Source organism: Stutzerimonas nosocomialis (assembly GCF_005876855.1).
GTDB lineage: Bacteria > Pseudomonadota > Gammaproteobacteria > Pseudomonadales > Pseudomonadaceae > Stutzerimonas > Stutzerimonas nosocomialis.
Genome location: NZ_QLAE01000002.1, coordinates 23,374 through 41,438, shown reverse-complemented (window position 1 = coordinate 41,438; position 18,065 = coordinate 23,374). Strand labels below are relative to the sequence as shown.

Here is an 18,065-nt window from a genome sequence, read left to right as displayed (position 1 = left end):
CGCATGCGGCCATGCCAGCATGGGCACACTACACTCAACGGGGCGAGACGATGAACGAGCTGAGGCGAATTCTGCATGTCGAGGATGATCCCTCCATCCAGGCGGTGACCAAGGTCGCGCTGGAGGTGGTCGGCGGGTACGAGGTGTTGTGCTGCTCGTCCGGTCCCGAAGCCCTGGAACAGGCCCGGGCGTTCGCGCCCGACTTCATCCTGCTCGACGTGATGATGCCCGGCATGGATGGCCCCGAGACCCTCGCGCGGCTGCGCGAGTGCCTCGACCTGGCCGAGATCCCGGTGGCCTTCATGACCGCCAAGGTGCAACCCAACGAAGTCGAGTACCTGCGCGGGCTGGGTGCTCGGGAAGTGATCATCAAGCCGTTCGACCCCATGCTGCTGGCTGGCCAGGTGAAATCCATCTGGCAAGCCGGACGAGGCTGATGGCGCCGCCGGAGCGATCCCGATGAGCCGAGCACCAGGCAAACCGATGGAACCTGCGAACCTGAACACGACGCGCGACACCCCGCAGCGCGAGTCCTCGCGCCTGGCCGCCCTGCTGCGCTACGAGATCCTCGATACGCCCGACGAGGAGGCCTTCGACGACTTCACCCAGCTGGCCGCGCAGTTCTGCGGCACGCCCATCGCCCTGATCTCGCTGATCGACGAGCGCCGGCAGTGGTTCAAGAGCCGCGTCGGGCTGGACGTCAGCGAGACCCCGCGGGAAATCTCGTTCTGCACCCATACCATCCAGGGCAACGATGTGTTCGAAGTGCCGGACGCCACCCGCGATCCGCGCTTCGCCAACAATCCGCTGGTCACCGATGCGCCGGACATCCGCTTCTACGCCGGGGCGCCCCTGACCACGCCCGACGGCTTCAACCTGGGCACGCTCTGCGTGATCGACCGCAAGCCGCGCCAGCTCAACGACCAGCAGCGCGACGCGCTCGAGCGCCTCGGCCGTCAGGTCATCCGCCTGTTCGAGCAGCGCCTGCTGACGCGCCGCCACGCCGAGCAGGCCGCGCTGCAGCGCGCCATCCTCGACAGCGCCAATAGCGCGGTGGTGGTGGTCGACCAGGAGGGACACATCGCCAGCATCAACCCCGCCGTCGAGCAGCTGCTCGGTTACAAGGAGGTGGAGCTGCTCGACCAGCCCTTCGCGCAGACGCTGCTGCCCGCCGAGGCCCTGCAGGCCCGCGCCTCGGCGATGTCGCAGGAGTTCGGGCAGCGGATCGAACCCGGTTTCGAGGTGCTGACCGCCGGGCTGCAACGCGGCCAGCGCGAGCTGCGCGAATGGCAGATGCGGCATCGCAACGCCGGCCTGATCCCGGTGCAGCTGAGCATCTCCCCGATCATCGACGACCAGCAGCGGCTACGCGGCTACCTCGCCATCGCCTACGACATGGGCTACCAGCAGCAGCTCCAGCTGCGCCTGCAGCAGATCGCGGCCCAAGTGCCGGGCATGCTCTTCCAGTACCTCTGGCGACCCGGCGAGCGCGGCTACTTCCCCTATGCCAGCGAGGGCATCGAGCGCATCTACGGGCTGACCTCCAACCAGATCTCCGACAGCGTCAATCCGCTGTTCGCGGTCATGCACCCGGACGATCGCCAGCGCGTCAGCCGCACCATCCGTGCCGCCGCCGCGGCCGTCTCGCCGTGGCACTTCGAGCACCGCATCAACCATCCGCGCAAGGGGCTGATCTGGGTCGAGGCTCGCGCCACGCCGATGCCGCGACCCGATGGCTCGGTGCTCTGGCACGGCCTGGTCACCGACATCACCGAGCGCCGCGCGCAACAGGACGAGCTGGCCAAGCAGCAGGAAATGAACCGTCGCCTGCTCGAAGCCCTGTCCGAAGCGGTGATCGCCTGCGACGCAGACGGCAACCTGACGCTGTTCAACGACAAGGCCCGGGAATGGCACGGCCAGGACGCCGCGCCGGTCTCCCCGCAGCAGTGGGCCAGCCGCTACGACCTCTACCATGCCGACGGCGTCACCCCGCTCGAGGAAGAGGAGATTCCGCTGCGCCGGGCGTTGCGCGGCGAGCACATCACCAACCTTGAGATGACCATCGTGCTCAACGGCCGGCCACGCCACGTGCTGGTCAACGCCGACCCGCTGCACGCCCCGGACGGCGACCAGATCGGCGCCGTCGCGGTGCTGCACGACATCACCGAGCGCAAGCGCATCGAGCAGCTGCAGCGCGAGTTCGTCTCCACCGTCAGCCACGAGCTGCGCACGCCGCTGACCTCGATCACCGGCTCGCTGGCCCTGATCTGCGGCGAAGCGACCGGGGAAGTGCCCTCTCACCTGCAGGAGCTGCTGAACATCGCGCACCAGAACAGCCAGCGGCTGACCGAGCTGATCAACGACCTGCTCGACATGGACAAGCTCAACGCCGGCAAGATGCGCTTCGACCTGCAGATCCAGCCCCTGCAGCCGCTGCTCGAACAGGCCCTGCGCAGCAACGAGGGCTATGCCGAACGGCTCGGCGTGCGCTATCGCCTGACGGGCACCAGCGAGGCGCTCGTGCGCGTCGACACCCTGCGCCTGCACCAGGTTCTGAACAACCTGCTGTCCAATGCCGCGAAGTTCTCGCCGCCTGGCGAAGCGGTCCTCATCGGCACCGAGGCCCGTGGCGACGCCGTGCGGGTCAGCGTCACCGACCAGGGGCCGGGCATCAGCGACAGCTTTCGCGGGCGGGTATTCCAGAAATTCGCCCAGGCCGACTCGTCGGACACCCGCCAGCAGGGCGGCACCGGCCTCGGCCTGGCCATCAGCAAGGATCTGATCGAACGTATGGGCGGACGTATCGGCTTCGACTCCGAAGAGGGCCGCGGCGCCTGCTTCTGGTTCGAGCTGCCGCGCTACGAACAACCGGCAACGACCAGTGAGGGTCACCAGCCATGAAGCAGCTCAAACGGATTCTCCATGTCGAAGACGTTCCCTCGATCCAGGTGGTGACCCGCGTGGCACTGGAAAGGATCGGCGGCTTCGAGGTGCTCAGCTGTCTGTCGGCCAGGGAAGCATTGGCGCGCGTGGAGGATTTCGCGCCCGATCTGGTCCTGCTCGATATGATGCTTCCGGAGATGGACGGTGTGGAGCTGCTGCGCCAGCTCGGCCAGCGCATCGACCTGACCCAGGTGCCGGTGGTATTTCTTACCGGTGCCGTGGACCAGGAGCGGCTCGACGAGCTGCGCCAGCTCGGTGCCCGCGACGTATTGGCCAAACCCTTCGATCCCATGCAATTGTCCGCACGCCTACAGGACATCTGGAAACGCCTACATGACTGATCCCGGGCTCGAGTTGCAGCGCCAGCTGCAAGCCCTGACCGACAGGTTCGCCGAACGGCTGAGCCTGGAACTGCCGGAACTGGCCCGCCTGGCCGGTTTCGTTCATGACCGCGAACCCGAGGCCCTCGACCACCTCGGCGAGATCCGCGATCGCCTGCACAAGCTCGCCGGCTCGGCCGCGACCTTCGGCTTCGCCCAGGTCGGCGACGAGGCCAGGCGGCTCGAACAACGCGCCGACACCTGGCTCGTGCCCGGGCAGAGCGCCGCGGGCAGCCTCGAGCAGCTGGGTCGGGACATCGCCCGATTCGCCGCGCAGATGCCCGGAACGACCTCGGCGCCGACACCCGAACCGGTTCTCGCCGACAGCCAGAGCGAGGCCGGCGGCGCCAGCATCTACCTGCTCGAAGGCGATCTCGACGCGGCGACCGGCATGACCCAGACGCTGGGCAACTTCGGCTACGCGGTCAGCCACTTCGCCACCGCGCAGGCGCTGGCCGGGGCCCTGGCCCGGCAGCTGCCCGACGCGCTGATCCTCAGCCTCGGCGAGGACGACGACCTGCCGCAAGTCGCCGCGATCCAGCAGCGCCTGGAGGCGCCGCTGCCCCTGCTGGTGATCGACGACCGGGACGATTTCGACAGCCAGCTGGCCGCGGTGCGGGCCGGCGCCCAGGGCTACTTCACCCGGCCGCTGGACATCACCCGCCTGGAACAACGCCTGGAGCGCTGCCTGAACCAGCAGCAGGGCGAGCCCTTCCGGGTGCTGATCATCGACGACGATCTGGAGCTGGCGACGCGTTATGCCTTGGTGCTGCGCAGCGCGCGGATGCAGGTCGAGGTGCTCGGCGAGCCCGCCCGGCTGTTCGAGGCCCTGCACGGCTTCAATCCCGAGGTAGTGCTGCTGGACGTCAACATGCCCGGCTGCTCCGGCCCGGAACTGGCGCAGGCCATCCGCCTGAACGACGAATGGCTGCGGGTGACCATCATCTACCTCTCGGCCGAAACCGACATCACCCGGCAGATGGCGGCGCTGGTGAAGGCCGGCGACGATTTCATCACCAAGCCGATCAGCGACAACGCCCTGATTTCCTCGGTGTTCTCCCATGCGCAGCGGGCCCGCTCGCTGAGCAACGCGCTGGCGCGCGACAGCCTCACCGGCCTGCTCAAGCACGCCGACATCAAGGAACACCTGGCGGTGGAAGTGCAGCGTGCGCGGCGCTCGGGCAAGCCCACCAGCGTGGTCATGCTCGACATCGACCACTTCAAGAAGGTCAACGACAGCCATGGCCACGCCGCCGGGGACAACGTCATCCGCGCGCTGGCCAACCTGATGCGTCAGCGCCTGCGCCGCGTCGACAGCCTGGGCCGCTACGGCGGCGAGGAATTCGTCGCGGTCCTCCCCAACTGCTCGGCCACCCAGGCCAAACAGGTGATCGACGAGATCCGCGAGCGTTTCGCCGAGCTGATCTTCAACGCCGACGGCCAGCGCTTCAACGTGACCCTGAGCGCCGGGGTCGCCGAAACCGCCGAGGGCGTGCGCCCCAACGACCTGCTCGAGCAGGCCGACCGTGCCCTCTACAGCGCCAAGCACAACGGTCGCAACCAAGTCCGCCTCGCCGGCTGACGGCCCCACCGGGGCCACGGACGAACCGCCCCAGGGACGGCCGGTCGAACAATAGACAGCGTGCCTGGACGGAGCGGACCCGCCAGGCCTGCGCCACGTAAAGCGCTACACGCGGCAGGACGCTGCCCGGCAACCTCGCCGCCGCGAGCCCGGGCCGGCCGCCGCCAGTGCTTACCGGTCGACAAGGAGACCCGGTTTGCGAGCAAAACCTTCGATCAGCTGGCACAGCCTAGCCTTCGTGCTGGCGTTCGTCCTGCTGGCGGCCCTCGCCTGGCAGGGCAAGCGGACCCAGCAGTCGCTGGTCCACGCCAACCAGACCGTGACCCACAGCCTGGAACTGATCACCGCGATACAGGACGTGCTCTCGTCGCTGCAGGACATCGAGACCGGCGAGCGCGGCTTCGTCATCACCGGCCTTGCGCCCTACCTGAAACCCTACGAGACAGCCCTGGCGCGCCTGCCGCAGGAGCGCAACACGCTGGTCGGCCTGCTGGCGCAACGCGAGCTGCCGCGCCCGGACTGGCAGCAGGAACTGGACCGGCTCATCGACCGGCGGCTGGCGATCTCGGCGGCCAACATCCAGATGCGCCGCGACGCGGGCCTGGCCGCCGCGGCCGAACGCCTGGCCGGTGCGGGCGGCCGTCAGACGATGGATGCCCTGCGCGCGCTGCTGGCCGAGGCGGAAACCGCCGAACGCCACCTGCTCGAGCTGGAGAACCGTGCGGCCGAGGCCGTGCTCGCGCGCAGTCGAACGCTGGCACTGATCGGCAGCCTGCTGGTGATGGCGCTGTTCGTCGCCGCGCTGTGGGCGATCCGCCGCAGCCTGTCGATTCGCCAGCGCCTGGCGAGCGCGGCGCAGGCCGGCGAGGCACGACTGGACGCCTTGCTGCAGGCGGTGCCCGACACCCTCTACGAGATCGACGCGAACGGACAGGTGCGCTGCCTGTCGCTGCCGGGCGACTCGCGCACCGCGGTGCCGCGCGACATCGAACAGACGCTGGTGCCGCAGGCACGGCAGGCCACGGAGCGCCAGAGCCAGAGCCAGTGGCGCGACGCCCGGGGCAACGTCTTCGAGGTGCGCGTGGTGCCCACCGGCCTCGGCGATCATCTGGCCATCGCCCGCGACGTCACCGAGAACCAGCGCAACCGCGACAGCCTCCAGGAGCAGCGCAGCTTCCTGCGCAAGGTGGTCGATGCCGACGAAAACCTGATCTTCGTGCGCGACGACCAAGGCCGGTTCCGGCTCTGCAACCGGGCCTTCGCCGCGCTCGTCGGGCTGAGCCCCGAGCAGATCGAGGGCCGGCTGCCGGCCGAACTGGAACACCACCAGCGGCTGCAACCGCTGCTCGAAGGCGACACCGAACTGGTCGAGCAGCACGTCGAACGCCGCTATCCGGAGTTGCACCTGATCGACCTGCACGGCCAGGAACGCTGGCTGCAGCTGGTCAAACGGCCCCTGCAGCGGGCCGACGGCAGCTGCCAGGTGCTGGCGGTGGCCGTCGACATCTCCGCGCGCCGGCAGATGGAACGGATGAAGGCCGAGTTCATCTCCACCGTCAGCCATGAACTGCGCACCCCGCTGACGGCCATCCGCGGCGCCCTCGGCATGCTGGCCAACGGCATGATGGGCGAGGTCGAGCCGAGCATGCGCCCGCTGCTGGACATCGCCCACAAGAACAGCGAGCGCCTGGTGCGCCTGATCAACGACATCCTGGACATCGAAAAGCTCGAAGCGGGGCGGCTCACCTTCCATACCACCCGCAACGCCGTGCTCCCGCTGGTCGAGCAGGCGATGTTCGACATCGGGCCCTACGCCCGGGAATACGGGGTCTCGCTCGAACTGGCGCGGCCCGCCGACGACGCCCAGGTGGAGGTGGATACCGACCGCTTCGCCCAGATCATGGACAACCTGCTGTCCAACGCGATCAAGCACTCGCCCGCCGGCGGCACCGTGACCGTCTCGCTGCGCCTCGAGCAGGACGGCCTGCTGCTGACGGTGGCCGACCGTGGCCAGGGCATCCCGGACGCCTTCAAGCCCCGCATCTTCGAACGCTTCGCCCAGGCCGACGCGTCCGACGCGCGCCGCCGCGGAGGCACCGGCCTGGGACTGGCCATCACCCGTTCGCTGGTCCAGCAGATGCACGGCGAGATCGGCTTCGAATCCGAGCAGGGCCGCGGCACGCGCTTCTTTCTGCGGCTGCCCGTGGCCAATGGCGCGCCGCAGCCGACACCGATTTCCAGCCAGGCGCCGCGAATCCTGGTGATCGAGCCCGACGACCGCGCCGCCCGCCAGCTGGCGCAGATCCTCGCGCGGCAGGGCTATGCGCCGGTGGTCACCGCGAGCGCCGACGAGGCGCTGCAGGTGCTCGCCGAACGGCCCTTCCAGGCCCTGACCCTGAGCCCGGCGCTGGCCGATGCCGAGGGCATCGCCTTTCTCCAGCAGCTGCGCACCCAGGCCGCCTACCGCCACCTGCCGGTGCTGGTGGTGGACCTGCAGCCGCAGGAGCGCAGCACCGATGAGGGTACCGTTCGCGGCAACGCGGTCGGCGTACTCGACTGGCTGCACAAGCCGGTCGACCCCTCGCGGGTGATGGAGGGCGTGCGCGCCTGCCTGCACCCTCCCGGGCACCGGCCGAGCCTTCTGCACGTGGAGGACGATGCCGACCTGCGCGAGCTGCTCTCCAGCCTGCTGGCGCCGCTGGACATCGACCTGCACGGCGCCGGCAGCCTGGCCGAGGCCCGCGAGCAGCTCGCACAGCGCCACCATGACCTGGCCATCCTCGACCTGATGCTGCCCGACGGCGACGGCCTGAAGCTGCTCGACGAACTGGCCGCCGCGCGCCCGCCGACGCCGGTGATCATCTTCTCGGCCCTCGACGCGCCGGGTACCGACAACCGACTGGTGCTGCGCCGCCTGGTCAAGTCGCGCCACCACGGCACCGACCTCGCGGCGCTGATCCAGCAGCACCTCGATCACTGGCCCCAGAACCCCGTTACGCCCACCGAGGAGAATCCATGAGCGAATCCGCCGGTCCTCAGATCCTGATGGTGGAAGACGAGGAGGACATCGCCTTCCTGATCCGCTTCATGCTCGAACGCCACGGCTTCGTGGTCGACCACGCCGCCGACGGCCGGCAGGCCATCGAGCGCATCGAAAACCGCACGCCGCCGGACCTGGTGCTGATGGACATCATGCTGCCCTATCACGACGGCCTGGAGCTGATCGAACGGCTGCGCAACCAGAACGGCTGGGAAAAGGTGCCGGTGCTGATGCTGACCGCCAAGGCGCGCGAGGTGGACATCGTCCGCGCGCTCGAGCTGGGCGCCGACGACTACGTGACCAAGCCCTTCCAGCCCGAAGAACTGCTCGCCCGCATCCGCCGCTTCATCAGGAGACCCCGGTGACCCCACGCGCTCGGCGGGGTTGCCGGGCCGTTCATGGCGCTGGCACTGGTTCTCGCGCAGCAAGCACCAGTGGGGCGCGATGCGCCGCAGCGGCAAGTGGGGGCAATGAAGCAGCTTGAAGCTTGACGCCGAGAGTCGAGGTCAGCGCGCTTGCGCCTGCTTCGCCTTCCAGTCTCTGGCTTCCAGCTTCCAGCTGCTTTTCCTCAAAGCTTTATCCAGGTCGCCTTCAGCTCGGTGTACTTGTCGAAGGCGTGCAGCGACTTGTCGCGGCCGTTGCCCGACTGCTTGAAGCCGCCGAAGGGCGCGGTCATGTCGCCGCCATCGTACTGGTTGACCCACACGCTGCCGGCGCGCAGCGCCTTGGCGGCCAGGTGGGCCCTGGACAGGTTGGACGTCCACACCGCCGCGGCCAGGCCGTACTGGGTATCGTTGGCGATCGCGATGGCTTCTTCGAGCTCGTCGAAGGCGATCACCGACAGCACCGGCCCGAAGATCTCCTCCTGGGCGATCTTCATCGCATTGTCGACGCCGTCGAAGATGGTCGGCTCGACATACAGGCCGCCGGTTTCCTGCAGCGTCTGCTGGCCACCGACCACGACCTGGGCGCCACCCTGGCGGCCGGCCTCGATGTAGCCGAGCACCGTGCCGAGCTGCTGGGTATCGACCAGCGCGCCGACCGTGGTCTCGGGGTCGAGCGGGTTGCCCGGCTTCCAGGCCTTGAGCGCCTCGACCACCATCGGCAGGAAGCGATCCTTGATCGAACGCTGCACCAGCAGGCGGGAGCCCGCGGTACAGACCTCGCCCTGGTTGAAAGCGATCGCGCCCGCCGCCGCCTCGGCCGCGGCCTTGAGATCCGGCGCATCGGCGAACACGATGTTCGGGCTCTTGCCGCCCGCTTCCAGCCAGACACGCTTCATGTTCGACTCGCCGGCATAGATCATCAGCTGCTTGGCGACCCGGGTCGAGCCGGTGAACACCAGGGTATCGACGTCCATGTGCAGCGCCAGCGCCTTGCCGACCGTGTGGCCGTAGCCCGGCAGCACGTTGAGCACGCCCGGCGGAATGCCGGCCTCGAGGGCCAGCGCGGCGATGCGGACCGCCGTCAGCGGCGATTTCTCCGACGGCTTGAGGATCACCGAGTTGCCCGCCGACAGCGCCGGGCCGAGCTTCCAGCAGGCCATCATCAGCGGGAAATTCCACGGCACGATGGCCGCGACCACGCCCACCGGCTCGCGCGTGACCAGGCCCAGTTCGTCATGGGCGGTGGCGGCCACCTCGTCGTAGATCTTGTCGATCGCCTCGCCGCTCCAGCGCAGCGCCCGGGCGCTGCCGGGGATGTCCAGCTGCAGCGAATCGCTGATCGGCTTGCCCATGTCCAGGGTTTCCAGCAGCGCCAGTTCCTCGCGATGGGCCTCGAGCAGCCCGGCGAAGCGAATCATCACCGCCTTGCGCTTGACCGGCGCCAGGCGCGACCAGACGCCGGACTCGAACGCCTTGCGTGCGCTGACCACCGCACGGTCGGCGTCAGCCTGGTCGCAGCTCGCGACCTGCGCCAGCACCCGGCCGTCCAGGGGGCTGATGCAGTCGAACGTGGCGCCGGCCTCGGCACCGGTGTATTCGCCCTGAATGAAGGCGCGGCCTTCGATCTGCAGGTCGCGGGCGCGCTGTTGCCAGTCGGCGAGTGTCAGGCGGGTCATGGGGAATTCCTCGAGGTGGTCGACCATGGAAAAGGGCACCCTAAACCGGGCCGTGGGCTATATCAATATTTTTTACGAACGGCGCGGTTTTTGCCTTGTTTTGTTCGTTTTATTAAACATAGACTCGGCGAACCCGCCCCCTGCTCCGGAGCTTTCCCATGGCCCACACCGCTCAGCCCGACCACTTCTGGATGCCCTTCACCGCCAACCGCCAGTTCAAGAGCGCGCCGCGCCTGCTCGAGCGTGCCGAGGGCATGTACTACACCTCCGACGACGGCCGGCAGATCCTCGACGGCACCGCCGGGCTCTGGTGCTGCAACGCGGGGCACGGGCGCCGGGAAATCACCGAAGCGGTGACCCAGCAACTGTCGAAGATGGATTTCGCGCCGACCTTCCAGATGGGGCACTCGCTGCCCTTCCAGCTGGCCGAGCGACTGAGCGAGATCACGCCGGCCGGGCTCAACCGGGTGTTCTTCACCAACTCGGGCTCCGAGTCGGTGGACACCGCCCTGAAAATCGCCCTCGCCTACCAGCGTGCCATCGGCCAGGGTACCCGCACCCGCCTGATCGGCCGCGAGCTGGGTTATCACGGGGTCGGCTTCGGCGGCATCTCGGTCGGCGGCATGACCAACAACCGCAAGGCCTTCGGCGCCCTGCTGCCGGGCGTGGATCACCTGCCGCACACCCTGGACATCGAGCGCAACCGCTTCGCCAAGGGTCTGCCCGAACAGGGTGCGGAAAAGGCCGATGAGCTCGAGCGCCTGGTCACCCTGCACGGGGCGGAGAACATCGCGGCGGTGATCGTGGAGCCGATGTCCGGCTCGTCCGGCGTCATCCTGCCGCCCAAGGGCTATCTGCAGCGACTGCGCGAGATCACCCGCAAGCACGGCATCCTGCTGATCTTCGACGAGGTGATCACCGGTTTCGGCCGCGTCGGCGAAGCCTTCGCGTCCCAGCGCTGGGGCGTCACCCCCGACCTCATCACCTGCGCCAAGGGCCTGACCAACGGCGCCGTGCCGATGGGCGCGGTATTCGTCTCCGACGAGCTCTACGACGCCTTCATGACCGGCCCGGACAGCGCCATCGAGTTCTTCCACGGCTATACCTATTCGGGCCACCCGGTCGCCTGCGCCGCCGCCCTGGCGACCCTGGACATCTACGCCCGGGAAAACCTGTTCCAGAAGGCCATCGAGCTGGAGAGCTACTGGCAGAGCGCGCTGAAGAACCTCGAAGACCTGCCGCACATCGCCGACATCCGCACCGTGGGGCTGGTCGCTGGCGTGCAGTTCGAGACCCATGCCGAGGGCGTCGGCAAGCGCGCCTACGGCATCTTCCGCCAGTGCTACGAGGATGGCCTGCTGGTACGCGCCAGTGGCGACACCATCGCCCTGTCGCCTCCGCTGATCATCGAGAAGTCCCATATCGACGACCTGTTCGGCCGCTTCGCCGAGGCGATCCGCAAGGCGGGCTGACCGCGAGCGCCGGCGCCGCCCGAGCGGCCGCCGGCGTAACCAGACCCCGGAAACGAAAAAACCCGCCAGGAGGCGGGTTTTTTTGGTCAAGGGCCGGATCAATTACTTGATCTTGGCTTCCTTGTACATCACGTGCTTACGAACGACCGGATCGTACTTCTTGATTTCGATCTTGTCGGGCGTGGTGCGCTTGTTCTTGTCGGTGGTGTAGAAGTGGCCGGTACCGGCGCTGGACACCAAACGGATCAGGTCACGCATGTCGTTCTCCTTAAACCTTTTCGCCGCGGCTGCGCAGTTCAGCCAGGACGGTATCGATACCACGCTTGTCGATGACGCGCATGCCCTTGGCGGAAACGCGCAGACGAACGAAGCGATTTTCAGACTCGACCCAGAAGCGGTGATGCTGCAGGTTCGGCAGGAAACGACGACGGGTTTTGTTGTTTGCGTGGGAAATGTTGTTCCCGGTTACCGGACCCTTACCGGTAACTTGACAGACTCTAGACATGCCTCAGCCCTCTAAAACCACATGCCCAACCCGGCATGGGTTGGCCGCTTGAACTCTCAGTCATTTGGCGCTCTGCGCCGCGTTTCATCGGGGTCTTACCAGCCGCAGCGTCGTGCGAAGAGCCGGGCCCCTAGAAAAGAGCGCTGCTTTATATCAGAAAGCCCCCCACCTCACAAGCGCGAAATGGCTTTTCCCAATGGCCTGCCCGGGCGCGATTACGATCTCCAGCGCCCGTGTCCCGGCGCCTGGAGCCGAACGACCGTCCGTCGCCGCAGGCGGACGCAACGCGGCGACGGCCTGACCGGGTTCCTTCCTTTATATAGCCGGGCAGCGATCAGGGCCGCCCTGGGCGCAAACCGTACCGATCCCTTCGCAGTCGAGACCAGGCCTCCCGACCGCTCCATCGAAAGCCCCTCTTCTTGGGGAGCGTCCCGGCGAACGAGTCGCTGCAGTGCTCGACCCGAAAACGTGGCCGTCATATTCCCGAGTCTCCACATCGCTCGGCTTTCCTCGTACTAACCGGCAAGGCGGCGCCTTGCGGTCGACGAAACCACGCAATATGTTTTACTGTGCGAAATGAAATATCGAATATAAACGCATTCGACAGACATTTCCCTCGCAACGATCGTCCCGTTCGCTGTATGCCACCGGGTGATCTGCTATCGTTCGCCCGCCCCCACCTGCGAGACCACCGAGACATGAGCGACGACGTTGAAGACAGCGGCACCCCGAAGGATCGCAAGTTCGTCGAGGCGCTGGCCCGGGGCCTGGACGTGCTGCGCGCTTTCACCCACGGCTCGGTGGTGATGGGCAACCAGGACATCGCCCGCATCACCGGCCTGCCCAAGCCGACCGTGTCGCGCATGACCTACACGCTGACCAAGCTCGGCTACCTCAGCTACTCGCAGCAGCTGGAGAAGTATCAGCTCGACTCCGGCGTGCTCGCCCTGGGCTACGCCTACGTCTCCAACCTGCGGGTGCGCCAGCTGGCCAAGCCCTACATGGACGAATTCGCCCGGCGCACCAACACCACGGTGGGCCTGACCTGCCGCGATCGCCTGTCGATGATCTACATCGAGAACTGCCGTCCGGCCGAGGTCACCTCGCTGCGCATGGACGCCGGTGTACGCCTGCCGCTGGCGACCACCGCCGCGGGTCGCGCCTACCTGGCCGCCACCCCGGAGAAGGAGCGCGAGCACCTGATGGCGCTGCTCGCCGACAAGTACGAAGACGGCTGGGACGCGATGAAGGCCTCGCTGGAGAGCGCCTTCGCCGAATACGAACGCACCGGCTTCTGCCTGTCGCTGGGCGAGTGGGACCGCAACGTGAAGGCCGCCGGCGTGCCGCTGCGCCTGTCCGACGGCAGCATCATGTCGCTGACCTGCGGCGCCCCCTCGTTCCAGCTCGACGAAGCCACCCTCAAGGGCTCGCTGGCCCACCAGCTGGAAATGCTCGCCCGCGACATCGAAAGCCTCGGCGTCTGATCGTTAACCGTCAGGCCCTGACGCTGGCCCAGGCGATGTCCGCGAGCAGCTCACGGACATCGGCCAGCGCGGTGCGCGAGCGCCCGGCCAGCCAGTTGCGCGCCATGTCGTGGCAGGGCCCGATCACCACGGCGATGAAACAGTCACCTGGCATGCGCCTGAAAGCACCGCTTTCACGGTGGCGACGCAGGATCGCGGCGACCCGCTCGCCATGGGCCTGGTTGACCTCGCGCAGCCGATCGCCCATCTCCCCCGCCTCGACCCGCCCGCGGTTGTGCAGCACGAAGCGCGCCCAGTCCGGGTTGGCCACCACCCAGTCGATGTAGCAGGTGACGAACAACCTGACGCACGCCTCGGCATCCAGCGTCTCGATCAACCCGGCCTCGAGCCGCGCGGCGTACTCGCCGATGCCCTCCAGGTACAGCGCGGCGATGATCCGTTCGCGATTGCCGAAGTGGTGATACAGGCTGCCGATGCTGGCGCCGGAGCGGTCGCGGATCATCTCGATGGTGGTCGCCTCCACCCCGTACTCGGTGAAACAGGCGAGCGCGGCCTGGAGGATTTCCTGCTTGCGGCTACTGCGGGCCATCCGGCCTCCCTTCTGACTAGAATAATTTTCTAGAATTATATTCTGGTGTTCGTATACTGCTTCGATCGCCGCACGGGCGAAAGAGCGGAGAACAACAAGATGACGACGATACAGGCGCAAGAACGCGCGATCGACAACGGCAACGGCCACACCCTTTCCAGTTACTGGTACCCAGCGAGCGGTCCCGCGCGCGGCGCCGTCATCATCGCACCGGCGATGGGCGTGAAGCAGCGCTTCTATGCCGACTTCGCCAGCTGGCTGGCCGAGCGCGGCTACCTCGTCGTGACCTTCGACTACCTGGGCATGGGCCGCTCCCGTTCGGTACCGCTGCGCACGCTCCAGGTGGACATCCTCGACTGGGGCCGCCACGACTGCAGCGCGGTTCTGGCCACGGTCGCCGATGCGGCCGGCGACCTGCCGCTGTACTGGATCGGCCACAGCGTCGGCGCGCAGATCCTGCCGCTGGTCAAGGGCCACGACCGGTTGACCCGCATCGTCACCATCGCCGCCGGCAGCGGCTACTGGCGCGAGAACAGCCCGCAGATCCGGCGCAAGGCCTGGTTGCTCTGGCACGGCCTGGCTCCGCTGCTGACCGCCGTCGCCGGGTATTTCCCAGGCGATCGCATCGGCGCGGTCGGTGACCTGCCGGCCGGGGTGATCCGCCAGTGGCGGCGCTGGTGCCTGCACCCGGAGTATCTGGTCGGCATCGAAGGCGAGCCGGTGCGCCAGGCCTTCGCGGCGGTGCGAACGCCCCTGACGTCGTTGTCCTTCACCGACGACGAGATGATGTCGGCGCGCAACACCGAATCCCTCCACGGCTTCTATAGCGGCGCACCGAAGACCATGCACCGCATCGCCCCCGTCGACGTGGGCGCCACGCGGATCGGCCATTTCGGCTTCTTCCGCCGCGGCTTCGCCGACAACCTGTGGTCACCCTGGCTGCTGCCGGAACTGGTGGGCGACCAGAGCGGACAGGAGGTTCGACCGACAGCGCGAGTTCCGCATAGCGAAACGCCGTAGTCCTATCGCGGAACATATCCGAGGATTATTCAGCTTGCCGGATGGCTGATCTCCGACAACAGTGAGGATGGGCTGGCTACAGCCCCCCGCCAATCGGAGCTTGCCATGCACAACAACAATAACGGCTATCCCTCGAGCGCCCGCGCCTGGATGACGGTGGCCATCCTGATGCTCGCCTACGTGCTGTCCTTCGTCGACCGGCAGATTCTCAACCTGCTGGTCGAGCCGATCCGCCGCGATCTCGACATCACCGATACCCACATGAGCCTGCTGATGGGCTTTTCCTTCGCGGTGTTCTACACCATCTGCGGCGTGCCGATCGGGCGCCTGGCCGACCGCAAGAGCCGTCGCGGCATCATTGCCGTCGGCGTGCTGGTGTGGAGCCTGATGACGGCCCTGTGCGGCACCGCCCGCACGTTCTGGCAGTTCCTGGTATTCCGCATCGGCGTCGGTGTCGGCGAGGCCGCGCTATCGCCCTCGGCCTACTCGCTGATCGCCGACAGCTTCCCGCCCAAGCTGCGCGGCACCGCCATGAGCGTTTACTCGATGGGCATCTACATCGGCTCGGGCCTGGCCTTTCTGCTCGGCGGACTGGTGGTCAAGTTCGCCTCGGCGCAAGGCGATGTGGAACTGCCGGTGCTCGGCATGATGCGCCCGTGGCAGTTGATCTTCCTCGTCCTCGGCGCCGCCGGGGTGCTGTTCACCGCCGTACTGCTGTTGATCCGCGAACCGTCGCGCAAGGGCGTCGGCGCTGGCGTCGAGGTGCCGCTGAGCGAGGTGGCCGGCTATATCCGGCAGAACCGCCGCACCGTGCTCTGCCACAACTTCGGCTTCGCCTGCCTGGCCTTCGCCGCCTATGGCAGCTCGGCGTGGATTCCGACCTTCTTCATCCGCACCTACGGCTGGTCGGCCAGCGACGTCGGCGTGCTCTACGGCTCGGTGGTGGCGGTGGCCGGTTCGCTGGGCATCATCGCCGGCGGGCGGCTGTCCGACCTGCTGCACCGCCGCGGCTATCGCGACGCCCCGCTGCGGGTGGGCATCGTCTCCGCCGCGCTGACCCTGCCGCTCAACCTCGCGTACCTGGCCGGCAGCGGCGAACTGGCGCTGGCCCTGATCGCCCTGCACGTGTTCACCATCGCCATGCCCTTCGGCGTCGGACCGGCGGCGATCCAGGAAATCATGCCCAACTCCATGCGCGGCCAGGCCTCGGCGGTGTACCTGTTCGTCATCACCATGGTCGGCCTCGGCATCGGCCCGACGGCGGTGGCCCTGGGTACCGACTTCGTCTTCGGCGACGACAACGCCCTGCGCTATTCGCTGCTGATCGTCACCGGCATCGCCCTGGTCGGCGCCATGATCCTGCTCGGCATGGGACTCAAGCACTACCGCGGCAGCCTCGACCGGCTGCAGGCGTGGAAGCCGCAGAGCGCGACAGCGGACGACACCCAGGCCAAGCCCGCCTGAGCACGTAGGGTGGATCACGCTTCATCGATCCACCAAACCACCGGCGGCGCCTCAGCCGCGTGGATGTGAAGAGCGACATCCACCCTACGAACCAGCACCGTAGCACCGTAGGGTGGATCACGCTCCACCGATCCACCAAACCACAGGCGCTAACCCAACCGCGTGGATGTGAAAAGCGACATCCACCCTCGAACCGGCACCGTAGGGTGGATCACGCTTCACCGATCCACCGATCCACCGATCCACGGTTGCCAACCCGCCGCGTGGATGTAAAAGGCGACATCCACCCTACGCTCGACCATCCAAACCAAACCACGCATCGACCGCCCACAAAAAACCCGCTCCTGGGAGCGGGTCTTCGTTCACGCGACCTCGGCCGATCACGCCACCTGCATCAGCTTCGTATAAGCCTTCAGGTGATGGTCATCGTCGCCCAGCTCGTGGGCCATCATCACCAGGCGCTTGGCGTGGTGGGCGAGGTTGTATTCCCAGGTCATGCCGATGCCGCCGTGCAGCTGGATGGCTTCCTCGGCGATCTTGCGACCGGCGCGGGCGCAGACGTACTTGGCGGCGGCGAGGATGCGGCGGCGGTCGTCGTTGTCTTCGCCGTCGGCGAAGGTCGCGGCGAGGATCGCCATGCTGGTGGCCTGCTCCAGTTCGGTCTGCATGTCCACCATCCGGTGCTGCAGGACCTGGAACTTTCCGATCGGCACGCCGAACTGCTTGCGCGTCTTCAGGTAGTCGAGGGTGAGCTTGCAGGCCTCCTGCATGCTGCCCAGCGCATCGGCGCACTGCGCGGCGATGGCGCGGCCCTGCTGGTAGCGCAGCGCGGGCAGTGCATTGCCGACGTCTCCGAGCACCGCGTCGGCCGTCACCTGGACGTTGTCGAGGAACAGCTCGCAGCCCTTGCGCCCGTCGATGGTCGGGTAGACGCGGCGTGTCACGCCCTGGGCGTTCGGGTCGACGAGGAACAGGCCGATCCCCGCCTCGTCACGGCTGTCGCCCGAGGTGCGCGCGGAGACGACGATCTTCCCGGCGCTGTGCCCGCCGATCACCACGGCCTTGCGCCCGGAAAGGCGATAGCCGCCGTCCACGGCCTCGGCACGGGTCTGCACGTCGTTGAGGTTGTAGTGGCTCTGCGGTTCTTCGAAGGCGACCGCCAGCTGCAGCGAACCGGCCGCCACCTGGGGCAGCAGGTCCTGCTTCTGCGCCTCGCTGCCGAGCTGGTCGATCAGCCCGCCGGCGAAGATCACCGAGTGCAGGTAGGGCTCGAGCGTCAGGCCGCGGCCCAGCTCGGTCATCACCAGCATGGTTTCCACGCCACCGCCGCCGAAGCCGCCCATCTCCTCGGAAAACGGCACGGCGGTCAGGCCCAGTTCGCCCAGTTGTCCCCAGAACCCGGCGGAGAAGCCCAGTTCAGACTCGCTGAATTTCTCGCGCTGCTCGAACGGGTAGGCGTCGCGCACCAGGCGCGCCGCGGTGTCTTGCAGCATCTGCTGCTCTTCAGTCAGTTTGAAGTCCATT

General features: G+C 67.4%; 15 protein-coding genes. 10 read left to right on the top strand and 5 right to left on the bottom strand.

From position 1 onward, the window contains the following. Positions 1–50 precede the first annotated feature (50 nt). The 6 genes from DN824_RS01345 (at position 51) to DN824_RS01320 (ending at position 8,310) form a co-directional block, all read left to right on the top strand. A complete protein-coding gene (locus DN824_RS01345) occupies positions 51–437 on the top strand; it encodes a response regulator (protein ID WP_138406596.1) in 387 nt (128 codons plus the stop codon). A gap of 46 nt (positions 438–483) precedes the next feature. After that, positions 484–2,901, top strand: a complete 2,418-nt coding sequence (locus DN824_RS01340) for a PAS domain S-box protein (RefSeq protein WP_138406755.1) — start codon at positions 484–486, stop codon at positions 2,899–2,901. Next, complete coding sequence (locus tag DN824_RS01335) at positions 2,898–3,284, top strand: response regulator (RefSeq protein WP_138406595.1); 387 nt, start codon at positions 2,898–2,900, stop codon at positions 3,282–3,284. The genes DN824_RS01340 and DN824_RS01335 overlap by 4 nt, the downstream gene beginning before the upstream one ends. Further along, positions 3,277–4,905, top strand: a complete 1,629-nt coding sequence (locus DN824_RS01330) for a diguanylate cyclase (RefSeq protein ID WP_138406594.1) — start codon at positions 3,277–3,279, stop codon at positions 4,903–4,905. Before DN824_RS01335 ends, DN824_RS01330 begins: the two co-directional genes overlap by 8 nt. Positions 4,906–5,101: 196 nt before the next feature. Beyond that, a complete protein-coding gene (locus tag DN824_RS01325) occupies positions 5,102–7,924 on the top strand; it encodes an ATP-binding protein (protein ID WP_138406593.1) in 2,823 nt (940 codons plus the stop codon). Next, positions 7,921–8,310 carry a response regulator transcription factor gene (locus DN824_RS01320; RefSeq protein ID WP_138406592.1) on the top strand — a complete coding sequence of 130 codons (390 nt, stop codon included), beginning with the start codon at positions 7,921–7,923 and terminating at the stop codon, positions 8,308–8,310. The genes DN824_RS01325 and DN824_RS01320 overlap by 4 nt, the downstream gene beginning before the upstream one ends. A gap of 203 nt (positions 8,311–8,513) precedes the next feature. Here DN824_RS01320 and DN824_RS01315 read toward each other — a convergent pair whose 3' ends face one another. Continuing rightward, on the bottom strand, positions 8,514–10,007 hold the full coding sequence (locus DN824_RS01315) for an aldehyde dehydrogenase (protein WP_138406591.1): 1,494 nt from the start codon (positions 10,005–10,007) through the stop codon (positions 8,514–8,516). Between the two features lie 158 nt (positions 10,008–10,165). On the opposite strand from DN824_RS01315, the gene aptA reads away from it, so the two are divergent. Continuing rightward, complete coding sequence (gene aptA, locus DN824_RS01310) at positions 10,166–11,479, top strand: omega-aminotransferase AptA (protein ID WP_138406590.1); 1,314 nt, start codon at positions 10,166–10,168, stop codon at positions 11,477–11,479. A 102-nt stretch (positions 11,480–11,581) separates the two neighbouring features. On the opposite strand, the gene rpmG is transcribed toward aptA, so the two are convergent. Both rpmG and rpmB read right to left on the bottom strand, forming a co-directional pair. Then, a complete protein-coding gene (gene rpmG / locus DN824_RS01305; protein WP_045423166.1) occupies positions 11,582–11,737 on the bottom strand; it encodes a 50S ribosomal protein L33 in 156 nt (51 codons plus the stop codon). Positions 11,738–11,747: 10 nt separating this feature from the next. Then, on the bottom strand, positions 11,748–11,984 hold the full coding sequence (gene rpmB, locus DN824_RS01300) for a 50S ribosomal protein L28 (RefSeq protein WP_138406589.1): 237 nt from the start codon (positions 11,982–11,984) through the stop codon (positions 11,748–11,750). A gap of 698 nt (positions 11,985–12,682) precedes the next feature. On the opposite strand from rpmB, the gene DN824_RS01295 reads away from it, so the two are divergent. After that, positions 12,683–13,468: an IclR family transcriptional regulator gene (locus DN824_RS01295; protein ID WP_138406588.1), complete on the top strand. Its 786-nt coding sequence runs from the start codon at positions 12,683–12,685 to the stop codon at positions 13,466–13,468. A gap of 10 nt (positions 13,469–13,478) precedes the next feature. Here the strand turns inward: DN824_RS01295 and DN824_RS01290 are convergent, their stop codons facing one another. Then, positions 13,479–14,057: a TetR/AcrR family transcriptional regulator gene (locus DN824_RS01290; protein WP_138406587.1), complete on the bottom strand. Its 579-nt coding sequence runs from the start codon at positions 14,055–14,057 to the stop codon at positions 13,479–13,481. 99 nt (positions 14,058–14,156) lie between these two features. Here DN824_RS01290 and DN824_RS01285 point away from each other — a divergent pair, with 99 nt between their 5' ends. Further along, on the top strand, positions 14,157–15,077 hold the full coding sequence (locus DN824_RS01285; RefSeq protein WP_138406586.1) for an alpha/beta hydrolase family protein: 921 nt from the start codon (positions 14,157–14,159) through the stop codon (positions 15,075–15,077). A 105-nt stretch (positions 15,078–15,182) separates the two neighbouring features. Then, positions 15,183–16,541, top strand: a complete 1,359-nt coding sequence (locus DN824_RS01280; RefSeq protein ID WP_138406585.1) for a spinster family MFS transporter — start codon at positions 15,183–15,185, stop codon at positions 16,539–16,541. Positions 16,542–16,921: 380 nt separating this feature from the next. Here DN824_RS01280 and DN824_RS01275 read toward each other — a convergent pair whose 3' ends face one another. Continuing rightward, positions 16,922–18,064: an acyl-CoA dehydrogenase family protein gene (locus tag DN824_RS01275; protein ID WP_138406584.1), complete on the bottom strand. Its 1,143-nt coding sequence runs from the start codon at positions 18,062–18,064 to the stop codon at positions 16,922–16,924. Position 18,065: the final 1 nt, after the last annotated feature.

What these genes read in the sequence shown, in the direction of transcription:
- DN824_RS01345 (WP_138406596.1), top strand. Translation starts at nt 51, where the DNA reads ATGAACGAGCTGAGGCGAATTCTGCATGTCGAGGATGATCCCTCCATC.
- DN824_RS01340 (WP_138406755.1), top strand. Translation starts at nt 484, where the DNA reads ATGGAACCTGCGAACCTGAACACGACGCGCGACACCCCGCAGCGCGAG.
- DN824_RS01335 (WP_138406595.1), top strand. Translation starts at nt 2,898, where the DNA reads ATGAAGCAGCTCAAACGGATTCTCCATGTCGAAGACGTTCCCTCGATC.
- DN824_RS01330 (WP_138406594.1), top strand. Translation starts at nt 3,277, where the DNA reads ATGACTGATCCCGGGCTCGAGTTGCAGCGCCAGCTGCAAGCCCTGACC.
- DN824_RS01320 (WP_138406592.1), top strand. Translation starts at nt 7,921, where the DNA reads ATGAGCGAATCCGCCGGTCCTCAGATCCTGATGGTGGAAGACGAGGAG.
- DN824_RS01315 (WP_138406591.1), bottom strand. Translation starts at nt 10,007, where the DNA reads ATGACCCGCCTGACACTCGCCGACTGGCAACAGCGCGCCCGCGACCTG.
- aptA (WP_138406590.1), top strand. Translation starts at nt 10,166, where the DNA reads ATGGCCCACACCGCTCAGCCCGACCACTTCTGGATGCCCTTCACCGCC.
- rpmG (WP_045423166.1), bottom strand. Translation starts at nt 11,737, where the DNA reads ATGCGTGACCTGATCCGTTTGGTGTCCAGCGCCGGTACCGGCCACTTC.
- rpmB (WP_138406589.1), bottom strand. Translation starts at nt 11,984, where the DNA reads ATGTCTAGAGTCTGTCAAGTTACCGGTAAGGGTCCGGTAACCGGGAAC.
- DN824_RS01295 (WP_138406588.1), top strand. Translation starts at nt 12,683, where the DNA reads ATGAGCGACGACGTTGAAGACAGCGGCACCCCGAAGGATCGCAAGTTC.
- DN824_RS01290 (WP_138406587.1), bottom strand. Translation starts at nt 14,057, where the DNA reads ATGGCCCGCAGTAGCCGCAAGCAGGAAATCCTCCAGGCCGCGCTCGCC.
- DN824_RS01285 (WP_138406586.1), top strand. Translation starts at nt 14,157, where the DNA reads ATGACGACGATACAGGCGCAAGAACGCGCGATCGACAACGGCAACGGC.
- DN824_RS01280 (WP_138406585.1), top strand. Translation starts at nt 15,183, where the DNA reads ATGCACAACAACAATAACGGCTATCCCTCGAGCGCCCGCGCCTGGATG.
- DN824_RS01275 (WP_138406584.1), bottom strand. Translation starts at nt 18,064, where the DNA reads ATGGACTTCAAACTGACTGAAGAGCAGCAGATGCTGCAAGACACCGCG.